The sequence below is a fragment of the Micromonospora sp. C95 genome, assembly GCF_018070465.1.
Taxonomy (GTDB): domain Bacteria; phylum Actinomycetota; class Actinomycetes; order Mycobacteriales; family Micromonosporaceae; genus Micromonospora.
Map to the genome: position 1 here is coordinate 1 of NZ_JAGPXT010000007.1, position 17219 is coordinate 17219.

The 17219-nt window shown below is 71.6% G+C and carries 17 protein-coding genes; 8 read left to right on the top strand and 9 right to left on the bottom strand.

The genetic code is table 11. The annotated features are described in order from the left end of the window. Positions 1-122 precede the first annotated feature (122 nt). The gene (locus KBX00_RS10545) at positions 123-1307 is read right to left on the bottom strand and encodes a snapalysin family zinc-dependent metalloprotease (protein WP_210825755.1); all 1185 of its coding nucleotides are present in this window, start codon (positions 1305-1307) and stop codon (positions 123-125) included. A gap of 231 nt (positions 1308-1538) precedes the next feature. On the opposite strand from KBX00_RS10545, the gene KBX00_RS10550 reads away from it, so the two are divergent. The 8 genes from KBX00_RS10550 (at position 1539) to KBX00_RS10585 (ending at position 8249) form a co-directional block, all read left to right on the top strand. After that, entirely contained in the window at positions 1539-2111 is a 573-nt protein-coding gene (locus KBX00_RS10550) for a hypothetical protein (protein WP_210825756.1), read from the top strand. 98 nt (positions 2112-2209) lie between these two features. Then, complete coding sequence (locus tag KBX00_RS10555; RefSeq protein ID WP_210825757.1) at positions 2210-2890, top strand: response regulator transcription factor; 681 nt, start codon at positions 2210-2212, stop codon at positions 2888-2890. Positions 2891-2918: 28 nt separating this feature from the next. Continuing rightward, positions 2919-4394, top strand: a complete 1476-nt coding sequence (locus KBX00_RS10560) for a HAMP domain-containing sensor histidine kinase (protein ID WP_210825759.1) — start codon at positions 2919-2921, stop codon at positions 4392-4394. Then, the gene (locus tag KBX00_RS10565) at positions 4394-5272 is read left to right on the top strand and encodes a Gmad2 immunoglobulin-like domain-containing protein (RefSeq protein ID WP_210825761.1); all 879 of its coding nucleotides are present in this window, start codon (positions 4394-4396) and stop codon (positions 5270-5272) included. The genes KBX00_RS10560 and KBX00_RS10565 overlap by 1 nt, the downstream gene beginning before the upstream one ends. A gap of 78 nt (positions 5273-5350) precedes the next feature. Next, positions 5351-5977 (top strand): hypothetical protein, encoded by a 627-nt coding sequence (locus tag KBX00_RS10570; protein ID WP_307868409.1) that lies wholly within the window; start codon positions 5351-5353, stop codon positions 5975-5977. 240 nt (positions 5978-6217) lie between these two features. Continuing rightward, entirely contained in the window at positions 6218-6874 is a 657-nt protein-coding gene (locus KBX00_RS10575; RefSeq protein ID WP_210825763.1) for a maleylpyruvate isomerase family mycothiol-dependent enzyme, read from the top strand. Between the two features lie 82 nt (positions 6875-6956). Next, positions 6957-7340 carry an FAD-dependent oxidoreductase gene (locus KBX00_RS10580; protein WP_307868411.1) on the top strand — a complete coding sequence of 128 codons (384 nt, stop codon included), beginning with the start codon at positions 6957-6959 and terminating at the stop codon, positions 7338-7340. A 60-nt stretch (positions 7341-7400) separates the two neighbouring features. After that, positions 7401-8249: an esterase family protein gene (locus KBX00_RS10585; protein WP_210825765.1), complete on the top strand. Its 849-nt coding sequence runs from the start codon at positions 7401-7403 to the stop codon at positions 8247-8249. A gap of 6 nt (positions 8250-8255) precedes the next feature. Here KBX00_RS10585 and KBX00_RS10590 read toward each other — a convergent pair whose 3' ends face one another. From KBX00_RS10590 to KBX00_RS10625, 8 genes are all read right to left on the bottom strand, one after another. Continuing rightward, positions 8256-9242 (bottom strand): MFS transporter, encoded by a 987-nt coding sequence (locus KBX00_RS10590; RefSeq protein WP_210825767.1) that lies wholly within the window; start codon positions 9240-9242, stop codon positions 8256-8258. Positions 9243-9490: 248 nt separating this feature from the next. Next, positions 9491-10690 (bottom strand): RtcB family protein, encoded by a 1200-nt coding sequence (locus tag KBX00_RS10595; protein WP_210825769.1) that lies wholly within the window; start codon positions 10688-10690, stop codon positions 9491-9493. 363 nt (positions 10691-11053) lie between these two features. Continuing rightward, the gene (gene mnhG, locus KBX00_RS10600; protein WP_210825771.1) at positions 11054-11431 is read right to left on the bottom strand and encodes a monovalent cation/H(+) antiporter subunit G; all 378 of its coding nucleotides are present in this window, start codon (positions 11429-11431) and stop codon (positions 11054-11056) included. After that, positions 11428-11724: a monovalent cation/H+ antiporter complex subunit F gene (locus KBX00_RS10605; protein WP_210825773.1), complete on the bottom strand. Its 297-nt coding sequence runs from the start codon at positions 11722-11724 to the stop codon at positions 11428-11430. Before KBX00_RS10605 ends, mnhG begins: the two co-directional genes overlap by 4 nt. After that, positions 11721-12329 (bottom strand): Na+/H+ antiporter subunit E, encoded by a 609-nt coding sequence (locus KBX00_RS10610; protein ID WP_210825775.1) that lies wholly within the window; start codon positions 12327-12329, stop codon positions 11721-11723. Before KBX00_RS10610 ends, KBX00_RS10605 begins: the two co-directional genes overlap by 4 nt. After that, on the bottom strand, positions 12326-13900 hold the full coding sequence (locus KBX00_RS10615; protein ID WP_210825777.1) for a Na+/H+ antiporter subunit D: 1575 nt from the start codon (positions 13898-13900) through the stop codon (positions 12326-12328). Before KBX00_RS10615 ends, KBX00_RS10610 begins: the two co-directional genes overlap by 4 nt. Then, the gene (locus KBX00_RS10620; protein ID WP_307868414.1) at positions 13897-14370 is read right to left on the bottom strand and encodes a Na(+)/H(+) antiporter subunit C; all 474 of its coding nucleotides are present in this window, start codon (positions 14368-14370) and stop codon (positions 13897-13899) included. The genes KBX00_RS10615 and KBX00_RS10620 overlap by 4 nt, the downstream gene beginning before the upstream one ends. Then, a complete protein-coding gene (locus KBX00_RS10625; protein WP_210825779.1) occupies positions 14367-17192 on the bottom strand; it encodes a Na+/H+ antiporter subunit A in 2826 nt (941 codons plus the stop codon). The genes KBX00_RS10620 and KBX00_RS10625 overlap by 4 nt, the downstream gene beginning before the upstream one ends. Between the last annotated feature and the right edge of the window lie 27 nt (positions 17193-17219).

The following is a 17219-nucleotide window of genomic DNA, read 5'->3' on the forward strand; positions in this document are numbered from 1 at the left end:
CCCGACCACGAGCGGGGGCACGTTCTGACACCAGGACTCGCATTGGTCCAGGCGGCGGGAGTGCTCACCCGCTCGCGGCTACCAGGCACCGAGTCTGCCAGCGGCTCACCCGGTAGCTCCCATTAGGCGGGCAGGCCGCCGACCTGGGTGTTGATCCAGGAGCGGATCGAGGGCAGGTCACCGTAGATGGACGGGGCGGTGGCGCAGGTGGAGCTGTTGTTGCCGGCCCGGCTGGTCGCGCCGATCACGTTCCACACGCCGTTGATCCGGCGGACCTGCGGGCCGCCGGAGTCGCCGTAGCAGGCGCCGGCGTTGCCGTTGGTGTTGTTGGTGCAGATCTCGTACGGGCCGTTGATGCCGCTGCACCGGCTGTCGGCCACGATCGAGGTGTCCAGCTCGTGCGCCACGGTCGGCGCGGAGCCGCAGCCACGGGGTGCGCAGGTCTGGCCCCAGCCGATGATCCGGGTGGCCGTGCCGACCGCGCCGGAGGTGGTCGGAATCGGCGCGGGTGCGTAGCTGACCGAGCTGGCGAGTTGGAACAGCTTGACGTCGATGCTCGGGTGGTTGACCGCCCGGCTGACCCGGACCACCGTGCCGCCGCTGGTGCGGTTGATGCTGCCCACCCGCACCGACGACGGGGTCGGGCAGTGCTTGGCGGTGACCATCCAGTTGGCCTTGATCAGGGTGCCGGTGCAGCCGGAGGTGTAGACCAGCCACGGGTAGTTCTCCGTGGCCGGGCGGCCGTTGACCACGAGAATTCCGACACCGGTGTCCTCGGTCCAGGTGTAGCTGCCGGCGGCGGCCGACGCGCTCCGGCTACCGGCGAAGAGCTGGTTGACCCGGCTCGCCTCGGCGGCGCTGGGGTACGCGTTGGTGCAGGAGACCGGCGCGCTGCTGCCCGACATGAGGTCGGAGCAGAGGCCGGTGCGCCGGTCAGGCAGACCGAGGATGTGACCGAACTCGTGGGTGGCGATCCGGGTGCGGTGGTAACCCTGGTCGACCGCCTGCCAGCCCATCCAGATCCGTCCGGAGCCGAGTCCGGTGACCTGTGCCCGGGGCCAGCCGCTGTCCACGTAGATGGTGACGCTGGCGGGCGTGCCGGGCACCAGCCGCACGTTGCTGACCCGGCTGTTCCAGATCTGCGCGGCCTGGTCGAAGTTGGTCCGGAACTCGCCGGCCCGGCTGGCGTCGTAGTAGACGGTCCGGGCCGCCGAGGCGCTGGCGGCGGTGGCCACCTGAAGCCCCGTCCCCGCCAGCACCGCCGCCAGCGCGGCGGTGGCCGCGCGCAGCAGTTGTCGTCGGATCATCACGCACTCCCTGCGGACTGAGCGGCGTACCCACACGCCGCGATCGATGTGCGTGAATATTAAATTGCCGTCCTTCGCGGGTTGTCATCGCGAAAGCGTCATACCGCCCACCGCTGTTACCCGCGCGTTACGCCACGGCGAAGCTGCCGTGGCGAAGCAGCGCGACGGTGGGACCTCACCAGGGTCGAGCCCGCCCGTCCCAGCGGTCGGCGGGCTGGAAGGGAGCAGAGAATGAAGATCAGAAGGACCGTCACCACACTGCTCGTGGCGCTCGCCGCGCTGATCGCCGCCACCGCCGCGCCCACCACCGCCACGCAGGCGGCGACCGGCTCGCCGTACTGCGGGATCACCTGGGGCAGCGGCGACAAGACCGCCGGAGCGCTCAGCTCCGCACCCCTGATCGAGGTACGAACCGGACGGCACGACTGCCACGACCGGGTGGTGTTCGAGTTCGACGGTCCGGTCACCGGCTACTCGGTCGGATACGGCGAGACGTACACCGAGGGTGAAGGGTTGGCGCTGTCGCCGTACACCGCCGGTGACGCGCTGCTGCGGGTCTCGCTGCGCGCCCCCGCGTACGACGACGAGCACCTCGCGACGGTGCCGTACCGGACCGGCGAGCACGTGGCGAACGTGCTGCGCTACCAGACCCTGCGCGACGTGGTCTTCGGCGGCAGTTTCGAGGGTTACAGCACCTTCGCCGTCGGCGTCCGCGCCCGGCTGCCGTTCCGGGTGTTCGTGCTGGCCGGGCCCGGCAGCCACAGCCGGATCGTGCTCGACGTGGCGCACCAGTGGCAGGAATGACCGACCGCTGCGGCGGGGGTCCGGCACCGGCCGGCCCCCCGTTGCCGCCCGTCACGCCGAGCGACCTGCCGATCGCCCGGGACTACCCTGGATCCGTCATGGACGGCCGCGTGCTGGTGGTCGAGGACGACGCCTCCATCCGGGAGGTCATCGCCCTCGGGTTGCGCCGCGCCGGTTTCCGGGTGGAGACCGCCGCCGACGGCCGGCAGGCCCTGACCGCCTGGCGCGCCGGGACCGTCGACCTGATCGTGCTGGACGTCATGCTGCCCGGCCTCGACGGCCTCCAGGTGTGTCGGGAGATCCGACGCAGCAGCGCGGTGCCGATCCTCATGCTGACCGCTCGCACCGACACCATCGACGTCGTGGTCGGCCTCGAATGCGGTGCCGACGACTACCTGCGCAAGCCCTTCGACCTGCCCGAGCTGGTGGCCCGGGTCCGTTCGGTGCTACGCCGGGCGGTGGTGCCGCCCGAGCCCGGGCCGCTGCGGGTCGGCGACCTGGAGATCGACCCCGGCGCGTTCGTGGCCTGCCGGGCCGGTGTGGAGCTGCCGCTGACCACCACCGAGTTCCGACTGCTGCTGGAGTTGGCCCGCCGACCCGGGCAGGTCTTCACCCGGGAGCTGCTGCTCGATCGCGTGTGGAGCCACAGCTACCTCGGCGACAGCCGGCTTGTCGACGTGGCGGTGCAGCGGCTGCGCGCCAAGGTCGAGTCGGATCCGGGCAACCCGCGACTGATCCGCACGGTACGCGGCGCCGGATACAAGCTCGTCGCCGGATGAGCGGCCGACGGCGATGGGCAGGAGACCGGTGAGCACATCGGCCGTCCGCCCCGGCCGGCTGCGCCGCCGGCTGACCATCGCGTTCGTACTGGTCGCCGGGATCTCCGCCGGGGTGCTCGCCGGTGGGTCGTACCTGCTGCTGCGGCAGGCCCGCTACGACGCGTCGCTGCACGCCGCCGCGGCCGACGCCCGGTACCGGCTGGTGCTCGCCGGGCAGTTCCGGCCGCTGACCGAGCAGCGCCGCACCGAACTGTTGACCAGTTTCGAGGGCAGTGGCCGGCACGTGGTGCTGGTCGCCGGAGACAGCTGGCCCTCGGACCCGGACTTCGCGCCACCCCTGAGTGACCGACTGCGCACCACCGTCGCGGCCGGGCAGCTCGGCTACCAGCGCACCTCGGAGCCGACCCGGCTGCTCGTGGTGGGTGGCCGGATTCCCGGCTCGACCGCCGAGTTGTACGTCATCACCGACGAGAACGACCTCGCGGCGGGACTGGAACAGCTCCGCAACGCGCTCGCCGCCGGCTGGGTACTCGTGGTGCTGCTCGCTGCCACGGTCGGGCACACCCTCGCCCGGCGCACCCTGGAACCGGTGGGGCGGGCCAGCCGGGCCGCGCGGGCCATCACCGAGGGCCTGCTCGCCACCCGGCTGCCGGTGGCCGGGCGCGACGAGTTCAGCGGGTGGGCCGCGTCGTTCAACGAGATGGCCGAGGCGTTGGAGGCGAAGATCGCCGCCCTGCACCGCGCCCAGGAACGGGAGCGGCGGTTCACCGCCGACGTGGCGCACGAGCTGCGTACCCCGGTGACCGCCCTGGTGGGGGCGGCCTCGCTGCTGCGCGACCACCTCGACCAGCTGCCCGCCGACGCCCGGCGCGCCGGTGAGCTGCTGGTCAGCGACGTGGTCCGGCTGCGTCGTCTGGTGGAGGACCTGATGGAGATATCCCGGCTGGACGCCGGGCGGGAGGCGGTCAGCCCGACCGACGTCGACGCACCGGCCCTGGTGCGCGCAGTGGTGGCCGCGCGCGGCTGGTCGGACCGGGTGACGGTCGATTGCGGCCCACTGCGGCTTCGCACCGACCCGCGCCGACTGGAGCGGGTGCTGGGCAACCTGATCGCCAACGCGGTGCAGCACGGCGCAGGTGAGGTCCGGGTGCGGGCGGTCCGCTCCGGTGACCGGGTGCACATCGACGTCGACGACCGGGGGCCGGGCATCCCGACCGAGCACCTGCCCCGCCTGTTCGACCGCTTCCACAAGGTCGACCCGGCGCGCTCCGGCGGCGGTAGCGGGCTCGGTCTGGCCATCGCCCTGGAGAACGCCCGGCTGCTCGGCGGCCGGTTGACCGTGCACAGTACCCCCGGCGTCGGCACCCGGTTCCGCCTCGACCTGCCCGACATCGCGCCGGAAGGCATCCCGTCTGCGGGTACGGTGGCGCAGCGCAGCGGGTCTGGGCGGACGTCTGCGGGACTGCCCGGCGCGGGCGGGTCCGAGCCGACGGGCGGCACCTGATGAGCCGCCGCCGACTCGCGACGCCGATCGTCCTGGCGCTGCTGGCCGCCGGGTGCGCGCCGTCGCGGTCCGGCTCGCTCGGCCCGGCGCCGACGGCCGCCGCGCCGACCGTGCCGGCTCCCACCGGCGTCAGCCCGTCCGCCACCGTCGCGCCGTCGCCCACGGACTCCCCCGCACCGGCCACACCGCCCACCGACACCACCGACGTCCCCCGGCCGGCGCCCCTCACCCTGGAGCTGTGGTACGTCCGGGACGGGCGACTCGTCCCGACCCGACGCACCCGACCCACCACCGTGGCCACCTCCCGGCTGGCCCTGGCCGAGTTGGCCGCCGGGCCGACCCGGCGCGAGGCCGACGCCGGAATGGTCACCCTGCTGCCCGACGGCGCCGAGGTGAGCCGGATCGCCGCCGGTGTCGCCACCGTCCGGCTGGCCCCCGTGGCCGACCCGGTCACCGCCCGGCTCCGTGAGGCGCAGGTGGTCTACACCCTCACCCAGTTCCCCACCGTGCGACAGGTCGACTTCGGTACCGCCGCACCGGTCGGTCGCGCCGACCACGCCGATCTGCTGCCACCGATCGTGGTCACCGGACCGGTCATCGGCGACCGGGTGACCAGCCCGGTCACCGTCACCGGTAGCGCCGACGTGTTCGAGGCGACAGTCAATGTCCGGGTACTCGACGCCGCCGGCCGCCAACTCGCCACCGCCTTCACCACCGCCACCTGCGGCACCGGCTGCCGGGGCGCCTACCGGGTCGCCGTGCGATACCGGCTGCCGACCGAGCAGGCCGGCACCATCGAGGTGTACGAGGTGTCGGCGGTCGACGGCTCCCGCACGAAGGTGGTCGCGGTGCCGGTGACCCTGGCCGCGACGCGCTGAGCCGGCTCCGCGGCGACGGGCGGAAGGTCGGTCGCGGCCGGCGATCCGAGTTCGACGACCGCAGTTACGATCTCCGACGTGTCTGCGAACGCCGTAACCGGGATGGCCGGTGCCTGGACGGCCGCTACCTCGGCCCGCCGGACGGCGCTGCTGGCGCTGTCCGGGTTCGTCATCGCCGCGCTGAACACCGGCATCGGGTACGCCGCCGCCGGCACCAGGGCTGTCGCGATCGGGACCGGCGTCGTCCTGTCGCTGGTCTTCGTGTTCGCCGTACGCCTCCTGCACCGCGCGGCCTGGCTGGCCTTCCTCTCGTTCCTCCCGGCCCTTTTCGTCCTCGTCGGTTCGGTGCAGTTCGCCCCCGACCTGACGCTCGAACAGCGCGGCGTACGCCAGGAGGTCACCGTCGTCGACGCACAGGCCGACGGCAGTCGGCACACCTTCACCCTTTCGGGCGCGTCCGGGCCCCTCGCGGAACCGCTGGTCTACCAGGGCAGTGACCCCGGGTACCGGGTCGGCGACAGGCTCACCGTGCTGACCGACCCGGACGGGCCGCTCACCCTTCAGGACGCTGACCGGGTCGACTCCGGCGGCAAGCTGATCGCGCTCATGCTCGGCGTCAGCGGCTGGACCTTGATCGCCGTGCTCGCCGGGTGGCGCGGTCACGTCCGCCGCCGCACCGGCCGCGAGGACACCCTGGTGATCTAGCGGCGTTCCCCGGGCCGTACGACCGCCCGCTTCCTCACCGACGCGGACCGGCACGCGCCCGGACGAGGTCCGGATCCTCGACCTCGGGCAGCGCCCCGGCAGCCGGCTCGGAAGAAGGGTCGGTGACGAGCGACGATTCTGCCCGACGCCCGGAGTCTTCTCTCTCGACACGGCACGCCTGCGCCGTTCGTCGGACCCGTTCGCATGACGTGACGGCGGCCGCCACAGGAGGTTCACTGCATGACCGAGCACACTGCGAAACGTGACCGCACCGCCGTCTGGTCGCTGGTCCACGCGGAACGGGCGGCGCTGGCTGACGACCTCGTCGGCCTGACCGCCGACCGGTGGACCACTCCGTCGCTCTGCATGGGTCTGACGGTGCGTGAGGTCCTCGCCCATCTCACCGCGGCGGCGAGCCTGAACCCCGCGCGCTGGATGCTGGGCGTGATCCGATGCCGGTGGGACTTCGATCGGCAGGTGCTCATGCGGCTCCGGGAGCAACTGGGCGATACCCCCGACGACACCCTCGGCAGGTTCCGCCGGATCGTCACCAGCACCACCAAGCCGCCCCTGCCGGTGTTGGCGATGCTCGGCGAGCAGGTCGTGCACGGCGAGGACATCCGCCGCCCGCTGGGGCTGGAGCGCGGGTACCCGATCGAGACCGTCACCCGGGTCGCCGAGTACTTCGCCGGCTCCGACCTCACCGTGCCGGCCAAGGGTCGGATCGGTGGGTTGCGCCTGGCGGCGACGGACGGCCCCTTTGCCACCGGTTCCGGGCCGCTGGTGTCCGGTGGCACGCTCGCGCTGACGATGGCGATGACCGGGCGGCGGGCCTACTGCGCGGACCTGACCGGCGACGGCGTGCCGATTCTGCTCAGCCGGTGCCCCACGGCGTGATCCCACCGTCCACCGTGCTCGGTGAACGCCACCCGCCGACCGCCGTCACGGTGAGTGTGCCCTGGTACGCGGCCCGAGGATCGTGCTGCGCAACCCAGGCATCGAGCGGTTCTTCCTCGAAGCACCGATCACGCCGACCTGGGCGTCGATCTTCCCGCACGGCGACCACGTGGTCCTCGGCCGCGCGCAGCGGCGCAGTGACGACACCACGCCCGACCCGGCGGAGGAAGCCGACATCGTCGCGCGGTGCGCCGCGATCGAACCCGCACTCGCCGCCGCCGATGTCATCGAGCACACTGTCGGACTCCGTCCGGGGCGCCCGGTGCCCCGGCTCGAGGCCGAACGACGCGGCTCCACCCTCGTCGTCCACAACTACGGCCACTCCGGGAACGGTGTGATGCTGTCCTGGGGCTGCGCACGCGACGCGGCGGCGCTCGCGCTCGACCAGACCACACCAGCGGTCTGAGACGCCGCCCGATGCGAAATTGTCGTTGTCCGGTCCGACGACGGCTCGTAACGTCACCGCGTGACCGTTCAGGTGCCGTTCCGTCCCCTGCCCATTGATCAGTCGGACGTCCGATACCGCCACGGCCCCGACTCCCGCCGACAGCCGAGCACGCCGGCAGGTCAGACCATCGAGTTCGACTGGGATGACAGCACCGTCTATCCCGGCACGTCACGGAAGTTCTGGGTCCACCTACCGGACCAGTACGACCCGTTGCGACCGGCGTCGCTGATCGTGTTCCTGGACGGACAGTGGTACCTGGATCCGGCCGGAGAAATCCGTGGCGCGATCGTCCTGGACAATCTCATCCACCAGGGCGACATCCCGGTCACCGTTGGCCTGTTCGTCGACCCTGGCGTCCTCGTCGATGCCGAGCAGCCGAAGAACCGCAACGCCGAGTACGACGCGTTCGACGACCGCCTCGCCACCTTCCTGCTGACCGAGATCATCCCGCAGGTCACCGCACGCTACTCGATCGCCGACGATCCGGACCGGTGGGCCATCTGTGGCGGCAGCAGCGGCGGCAATGCCGCGTTCACCGCCGCCTGGCTGCGGCCGGACAGGTTCCGGCGGGTGCTGTGCTGCCTGTCCAGCTTCGCCCAGATGCCCGGCGGGAATCCGTATCCGGGAATCATCGTCAACGGTGCCCGCAAACCCCTGCGCGTCTTCATGCAGGCCGGTCATCGGGATCTGCACTGGAACGAGCCGCACCGCAACTGGCTCTCCCACAACCTGCGGGTCGCCGCCGCCCTGGCCGAGGCCGGCTACGACTTCCGGCTCGTGCTCGGCGACGGTGGCCACAACCCCAACCACGGTGGCGTCCTGCTGCCCGACGCGCTGCGCTGGCTGTGGCGGTCGACCGACACCTGACCTGCTTCATTGCCCTTGCGAGACATCGGGCGTCGTGGCCAGCAGCAGCGCCGCCCCGGCCGCGAAGACGGCCGCGCCGAGATAGACCGAGCCCGGCGACGCGTACGTCAGCGACCAGCCGAACGCCACTCCGGCCGTGATCGGCACGATGGTTTCCGCCACGGCACCGATGCCGGTCAGCGCGCCCTGCACAGTGCCCTGTTCCTCGGCCCGAACGGCACGGGCGATCCATGACTGTGCGGCGGCACCGGCGAGCGAGCCGAGCACGCCGACCGCGCACAGGAGATAGAGCAGCCACGGCACCGACACGAACGCCGTACCGCAGAGCGAGGCGAGACCGAGGAGGCTACCGAGCACCGGTCGGCGCAGGACGGCGGCGATTGCACCGATCGGATTCGCCAGCCGCAGGGTCAACGGGGTGCTCGGGTCACCGGGACGCGACTCCGGGAGAACGAACCAGCCGTACGCGGCGTTCGCGAAGCACAGTAAGGCGGCGACGACGAACGGCAGGCGTACGTCGACGGTGCCGAGCAGGCCACCGAGGACCGGACCGGCGACGAAGCCGAGCCCGAACGCGGCGCCCACCAACCCGTACGCCTGGGCCCGCGCCCCGGGTTCCGTGACGTCGGCGATGTAGGCGTTTACCACGGTGTACGTCGCCGCGCAGGCACCAGCGGCAGCGTGGAACACCAGCAGGGTCCACGGGCTCGGCGATGCCGCGTGGGCCAACCAGTCGACGCCGAGGCAGGTCAACGACGCGAGCAGGACCGGACGGCGGCCGTGGCGGTCGGACAGCCGCCCCAGCAGCGGCGAGACCACGAACTGGAGCAGCCCGTAGACCGAGCCGAGCAGGCCGGACCAGAAGACGGCGGCGGCGGCGTCCTCGGTCACCGAGGTCATCAGGGCCGGCACGATCGGCACGATCAGGCCGAGCCCGAGCATGTCCAGGAAGACGGTGCCGAGGAGAACGGTGAGGGCGGGCGCCCGACGCATTGCGGCTCCTGAGTGTCGAGAGGGCAGGGCCCCCCCTCGCGACTCACGGTCCGCCGAAGGTACGGAGGATCAGAATATGTGTGCTGTCAAACCGTCGTTCGCCATGATCGACTCCGGTATACCCGTCCCACTGCCGCACGACCGGGGCTGGATCGACTGGTTCGGCGGGCACCGGCACCGGCAGGTACTGCCACTCCGCCCGCTGGCGGACGGCCGGCGCCCGCCCCCCGACGGGCGCCGACCGTACCTCAGCCCTTGACGCAGATCACCTGCTTGAGATGGGCGACCACCTCGACCAGGTCCTCCTGCTGCGCCATCACCTCGTTGATGTCCTTGTACGCGCCGGGGATCTCGTCGACCACCCCGGCGTCCTTGCGGCACTCCACTCCCGACGTCTGCGCCGCCAGGTCCGCGGTGCTGTACGTCCGCTTCGCCTGTGCTCGGGACATCCGCCGGCCCGCCCCGTGCGAGGCCGAACGGTAGCTCCAGTCGTTGCCCGAGCCACGGACGATGTACGAGCCGGTGCCCATCGAACCGGGGATGATGCCCAGGTCACCGAGGCCGGCCCGGATGGCACCCTTGCGCGTCACCAACACGTCCACCCCCTCGTAGCTCTCCTCCGCCACGTAGTTGTGGTGGCAGCTGATCGGCTCGTCGTAGCGAACCTGTGTGAACCGGTCCCGGATCAGGTTCATCAGGACGGCGAGCATGACGGCGCGGTTGCGCCGCGCGTACTCCTGCGCCCACCACAGGTCCCGGCGGTAGGCGTCCATCTCGGGCGTGCCGGCGAGGAACACCGCCAGGTCCCGGTCGGGCAGGTCGGCGTTGTGCGGCAGCCGGCGGGCCACCGCGATGTGCCGCTCGGCCAGTTCCTTGCCGATGTTGCGGGATCCGGAGTGCAGCATCAGCCAGACCCGGCCGGCGTCGGTGCCGCCCTGTTCCAGGCAGACCTCGATGAAGTGGTTGCCGCCGCCGAGGGTGCCCAACTGCCGCTTCGCCCGCGTCTCCAGTTGCGCCACTCGCCGGTCCAGGTCGGTGAAGCGCCGCCAGAAGTCGTCCCAACCGCGCTGTTCCAGCCCCCGCACCCGGCGCGGGTTCACCGGCTCGTCCCGCTGGGCGAAGCCGACCGGGATGGCGGCCTCGACCGCCCGGCGCAGCCCGGCGAGGTCGTCGGGCAGGTCGTCGGCGGTCAGTGAGGTACGCACCGCCGACATGCCGCAGCCGATGTCGACCCCGACGGCCGCCGGTGAGACCGCCTGCCGCATCGCGATCACCGACCCGACGGTCGCACCCTTGCCGAAGTGCACGTCCGGCATGACCGCGACGCCGTGCACCCACGGCAGCGCGCCGATGTTGCGCAGCTGCTTTGCGGCCTGCGGCTCGATGCCGTACGGGTCGGTCCACACCCGCACCGGCGCCCGCGTCCCCGCGAGCAGCCTGAAGCCCATGGTGATGTTCTCCTGGTTCTGCGACGAAGCCCGCCGATCATGCACTTATGGTCGCTGAAATGCAGCTTTCGTCCCGATATGTTGGGACGAAAACTGCATGATCCACGACCGCTGGTGAGGGCGGGCCTGCCCTGCGGCGACGTACCGATCGCCGCAGTTACCTGCCGGTCGTCGGAGGGGCGAGTCTGCCGGCTGGCGCGACGGCCAGACACCACAAGCGGCCACCCGCCTGGCTGCGGTCGAGTTCTCGCACGGCAAACTCCTCTCCGGCTCATGTCATGATCGACCTGATGCCGGAAAGGCTAGGGAGGATCCGCCGCGCCCGCAATGGATATTGACCGGACGACGCCGTCGAGGGCCCGGTCAGGCCGGCGCGGAGTGCTCCCGCTCGTCGGCGGCACGGTCCAGGTGGGCGGCGAGTTCGTCGGTGACCAGCAGGTCGGTGCGGATGTCCTCGTGCGGGTACGCGGCCCGACCGACCATGTGCGCCGCGACCGGGGCCGTGGCGAGGGAGAAGGCACCGACCAGCACCAGCGTGGTGATGTCCACCCCGGTACGCAGGCGCAACGCGCAGCCGACCAGCACCAGCAGCAGCCCGAGCACCTGCGGCTTGGCCGCCGCGTGCATCCGGGTGAGCAGATCGGGGAAGCGCACCAGGGCCACCCCGGCGGCAACGCTCAGCAACGCCCCGGCGATCAGACAGATCGAGGCCACGACGTCGAACACCACGTCCAGGCTCACGGCTGGCTCCCTTCCGACGTGGTGGACGTGGACGTGTCGTCGCGTCGAGCGGCGAACCGGGCGACGCTCACCGAGCCGACGAACCCGAGCACCGCGAGGACGACAAGCACCGGCAGCGCGGTGGCGTCCCGGCTGTAGGCGGCCTCCGTGGCGATCGCCGCGACGATGACGGCCAGCAGCACGTCGGTGGCCACGGCCCGGTCGAGGATCGACGGCCCGCGGATGATCCTGGCGAGGGTGAGCCCGCCGGCCACGGCGAGCAGCACGGTGACGATCACGGCGACCGCGGTCATGCGGGTACCCCTTCCCGGTCAGCCGGATTTTCCCGGATACGGCGCAACTCCTCGGCTGACCCGATGGCCTCGATGATGCGGGCCTCGAGTTCCAGCACGCCTCGGCGGAATCGTTCGACCTCGGCCTTGTCGGTCACCCCCAGCACGTGCACGTAGAGCGTGCCGGTCCGCCGGTCGGCCTCCAGGATCAGGCTGCCCGGCAGCAGCGACAACGCCTCGGCGGTGAGCGTGAGATTGAGGTCGGTGTTGACCCGTAGCCGCGCCGCGATGATCGCACTTCGCGGGGGGTGACCGACCCGCATCGCCAGCCAGGCGACCTGCGCGGAGGCCACCACGAGATCGCGCAGGAAGTGCAACCAGAAGCGGAGCATCGGCAGCGGGTGGATGCGGCCGGCGAAGGTCACCGGCGGCAGCGGGAAGACGGCCAGCAGGACGACGGCCACCACCAGTCCACCGATGATGTTGGCCCAGGAGAGGGTGCCCCAGAGCAGCACCCAGACGGCGACCAACGCGGTCACCGCGATCGCCTGGTTGCGTCGTCGGGCCGTGCGGCTCAACGGCGGATGTGCTCGGTCGGTCGGCTCCGTCGACGGATCGGAGCTCACGGCGCACCTCCGGGGAAGACGGCATCGACGTAGGGTGTCCGGCGCAGCAGGTCGTCGGCGGCGTCGGTGCTGAGGTCGAACAACGGGCCGGCGACCGCGGTCAACGCCAGTCCGAGCACCACGAGCGCGAGCGTCGGCGCGATCATCAGGCCGGGCAGCACCGCACCCGTCCGCCCGCCACCTCCCCGGTCGGGCTGCACCGCGCCCTCGGTACGAGCGGCCTGTGCCGCGTCGTCGTCGGCCGGCATGTCCGCGTGCGGCGTCCGCCAGAAGGCCAGGTTCCACACCCGGGCGATGGCGTAGAGGGTGAGCAGGCTGGTGACCAGTCCGCCGGCCACCAGGATCCAGGCCAGCACACCGCCATCGTCCACAGCGGCCTGGATCAGGCCGAGCTTGCCGAGGAACCCGGAGAACGGCGGGATGCCGGCGAGGTTCAGCGCGGGTACGAAGAACAGCACGGCAAGCAGCGGAGACAGCCGCGCCAACCCGCCGAGCCGGTCCAGGGCGGTGCTGCCGCCCCGGCGTTCGACCAGGCCGGCGGCGAGGAAGAGGGTGGTCTGGATGGTGATGTGGTGCACCACGTAGAAGATCGCCGCGGACAGGCCGAGCGACGAGGTGAGACCCACCCCGAAGAGCATGTAGCCGATGTGGCTGATCAGCGTGAACGACAGCAACCGCTTGATGTCCGACTGGGCGACCGCGCCGAGGATGCCTACCACCATGGTCAGCACCGCCGTCACCAGCAGCAGCGTGGCCGTGCGTCCACCGGGGAACAGCAACGTCTCGGTACGGATGATCGCGTACACGCCGACCTTGGTGAGCAGGCCGGCGAAGACCGCGGTGACCGGGGCCGGTGCCGTGGGATAGCTGTCCGGCAGCCAGGCCGACAGCGGGAAGACCGCCGCCTTGATGCCGAAGGCCAGCAGCAGCATGCCCTGCAACACCAGGCGCAGGTCGTCCGGCAGGGTGTCCAGCCTTTCGACGAGTTGGGCGAGGTTGAGCGTGCCGGTCGAGGCGTAGACCAGACCGATCGCGATCAGGAAGATCACCGAGGAGAGCAGGCTCACCACCACGTAGGTGGTGCCGGCGCGGATCCGGTTCTCCGTGCTGCCCAGGGTCAGCAGGACGTAGCTGGCGACCAGCAGGATCTCGAAACCGACGTAGAGGTTGAACAGGTCACCGGAGAGGAACGCGTTGCAGACACCGGCGGTCAGCACCAGGTAGGTCGGGTGGTAGACGGACAGCGGGGTCTCCTCGTGGCCGTCGGCCATGCCCTGCCCGATCGAGTAGACGAGCACGCAGAGCGTCACCGCCGCCGAGACCACGAGCATCAGTGCGGCCAGCTGGTCGGCGACCAGCACGATGCCCAGCGGGGCGACCCAGCCGCCGACCTCCACCACCAGCGGGCCGTGCAGGCTGGACTGCACCAGCAGCGTCGCGGACACCGCCACGGTGGCGGTGAGCACGGTGAGGCTTACCCACCGCTGGGCGTGCGGCCGGCCGAGCAGCAGCAGCGTCACTGCCGCGCCGAGCAGCGGCATCACCACCGGCAGCGCAACGAGGTACGTCATCCGGGCCGACCTGCCTCCACCACGTCGGCGCCCGGTCGAGCACCGCCGACCGGCCCGTCGTCGTCACCGTCGCCGGTGCCGCCCTCGGTGTCGGCGGTGCCCGGACCCTCGTCGCGGATCGCGAGGTCCATGATCCGGCGGTCCTCGACGTCGTCCTGCACCTCGTCGTGCCCGTTGAGATGCCAACTGCGGTACGCCAGGGCGAGCAGGAACGCCGTCATGCCGAGGGTGATGACGATGGCGGTGAGGATCATCGCCTGGGGCAGTGGATCACTCATCTGCTCCGGATCGGTGGTGCCGACGATCGGCGCGCCACCGGCCCGCCCGCCGGTCAGCAGCAGCAGGTTTGCCCCGTTGCCCAGCAGGATGACCCCCATCAGCACCCGGGTGAGGCTGCGTTCCAGCAGCAGCGTCACGCCGGCGGCGACGAGCACGCCGACCACGATCACGTAGGTGAGATTGGGGGTCACACCAGCTCCCTTTCCCGGGTCTCGGCGTCCTCGGTCTCGCTCTGTCGGTCCATCTCCGCGCCGAGACTGCGCAGGATGTCCAGCACCAGACCGACGACGATCAGGTAGACACCGACGTCGAAGAAGACCGACGTGACGAAGTGGACGTGCCCCAGCACCGGCAGGTGGAGGTCGAGGACCGCGCTCTGCAGGAACTCGCCGCCGAGCAGCATCGCGCCGACCCCGGTGCCGACGGCGACGAACAGCCCGGCACCGAGCACCACACCGGCATCGACGGGCGCCGCGCCGTTGAGTTCGGTACGCCCGCCGGCCAGGTAGCGCACGGCCAGCGCGAGGCCGGCGACCAGGCCGGCGGCGAAGCCGCCGCCCGGGGCGTTGTGACCGCTGAACAGCAGGTAGATGGAGAAGAGCACGATGGCGTGGAACAGCAGCCGGGTCACCACCTGAAGGACCACCGACTGGGCCCGGGTGGTGGCGCCGGTGGTCAGCCAGCGGGGCCGGGTGGACTCGGCCCGGCCGCCGCCGGGAATGTCGGCCCGCCGATGCAGGTCACCCGACCGCCGGAAGATCAGGCTGGCCACGCCGGTGGCGGCCACCACCAGCACGGCGATCTCACCCATCGTGTCCCATGCCCGGATGTCGACCAGGGCCACGTTCACGATGTTCTTGCCACCGCCGTACGACACCGCCTCGTCGGGGAACCCGACGGAGACCGGGATGGCCTGGCGGGAGCCCGCGGCGACGTACGCCATGCCGGCGGTGACCGCGCCCACGGCGACGCCGATCGCCACCCGACCGCGCCGGCTGGACCGGATCGGCCGCTCCGAGAACCTCACCGGCAGGCGGCGAAGCACCAGCACGAACATGACGATGGTGACGGTCTCCACCAGGAACTGGGTGAGCGCCAGGTCGGGCGCGCCGTGCAGGATGAACAGCAGCGCGGTGCCGTAACCGGCGACGCCGACCAGGATCATCGCGGTGAGGCGGCGCCGGGCCCGAGCCGCCAGCACCGCCGACACGATCACCACGGCGGCGGCAACCCCCTGGAGCGGGGTGTCCCAGACGTGGAACCGCTGCGGCCAGGGCGCACCGATCAGCAGCGCCCCGCCGGGCAGCAGCACCAGCACCACCAGGATGACGCCGAGGTAGAACGGCAACGATCCACGCTGGGTGGCGCCGGTCAGCTCCACCGCCAACCGGTCGACGGCACCGACGACCCGGGTGTAGCCGGTCGCGCTGTCGAAGGGCAGCCGCAGCGTGGCAGACACCCGTTCGCGGCGACGCAACAGGTGGAACAGCCCGGCGCCGCCGGCCACCGCCAGCACCGACAACCCCAGCGCCGGAGTGAGCCCGTGCCAGAGCGCCAGGTGGTAGCCCGGCGCGGCGCCGGGAAACCGGTCGGCGTACGGGGCGAGCAGCCGGTCCACCGCCGGGGCGAGCAGTCCGGCCGCGACCCCGGCGACGGCCAGCGCCGCCGCCGGGGTGAGGAACGGCCAGGACACGGGCGCCACCTCGGCGGGCGCGACGTCCGGCTTGCGGGCGAAGGCTCCCCAGAGGAACCGCAGGGTGTACGCGACGGTCAGCGCCGAGCCGAGCACCACACCGGCCAGGACCAGCAGGTCGGGCCCGCCGCCGTGCAGCAGCGCGTCGACGGCGGCTTCCTTCGCGACGAACCCGGCCATCGGCGGCAGGCCGGCCATCGACGCCGCCGCGAGCCCGGCCACCACGGCGAGCGCCGGTGCCCGCCGAGCCAACCCGCTGAGTTGGCGCAGGTCCCGAGTGCCGGTGGCGTGATCGATGACCCCGACGGTGAGGAAGAGGGTGGCCTTGAACAGGGCGTGTGCGAGCACCATCGCCGCGCCGGCCAAGGCGGTGTCGCGGGTGCCGGCACCGAGGATCACCATCAGCAGGCCGAGTTGGCTGACCGTGCCGTAGGCCAGCAGCAGCTTGAGGTCGGTCTGGCGCAACGCCGTCCAGCCGCCGAGGAACATGGTGATCAGACCGGCGGTCAGCAACACCGGCCGCCACGGGGTGACCTCGGCGAGCACCGGCCCCAACAGGGCGACCAGGAACACGCCGCCTTTCACCATGGCGGCGGCATGCAGGTACGCGCTGACCGGCGTCGGTGCCGCCATCGCACCCGGCAGCCAGAAGCTGAACGGAAAGATCGCCGACTTGCTGAGCGCGCCGAGCAGGATCAGCACCACGGCGACGGTGAGGTAGCCACCGCCGGGCAGGTTCCCGGCTATCTCGGACCAACGGAAGCTGCCGGCGTGCCGGCCGAGCATGACGAACCCGGCGAGCATCGCCAGGCCGCCCAGCGTGGTCACCAGCAGGGCCTGCATGGCGGCCCGCCGGCTGGCCCGTTTCGCCGGGTCGCTGCCGATCAGCAGATAGGAGAAGACGGTGGTCAGTTCCCAGAACACGTACAGCAGCAGCAGGTCGTCGGCGACCACCAGGCCGAGCATCGCACCGGCGAAGGCGACGAAGACGGCGGCGAAGCGGCCGAGGCCGGGATCGTCGGTGCGGAAGTAGCGGGCGCTGTAGGCCAGCACCAGCGCGCCGACCCCACCGACCAGGACCACCATCAGCCAGGACAGCGTGCCCATCCGGAAGGCGAGTTCCAGCCCGAGTTGCGGCACCCACGGCACCGTCTCGACCACCGGCGCGCCGTCGCGTACGCCGGTGGTGTGGCTGAGCGCCCAGATCAGCGTCGCGCCCGGTGCCAGCGCCACCGGATAGAGGGCGTTGCGCCCCCAGAGTCGCACCAGCGCCGGGGCGATCACGGCTGTCAGCGCATGGACCGCCACCAGTGCCAGCACGCACCCTCCCCAGAGATCATCAGCCGG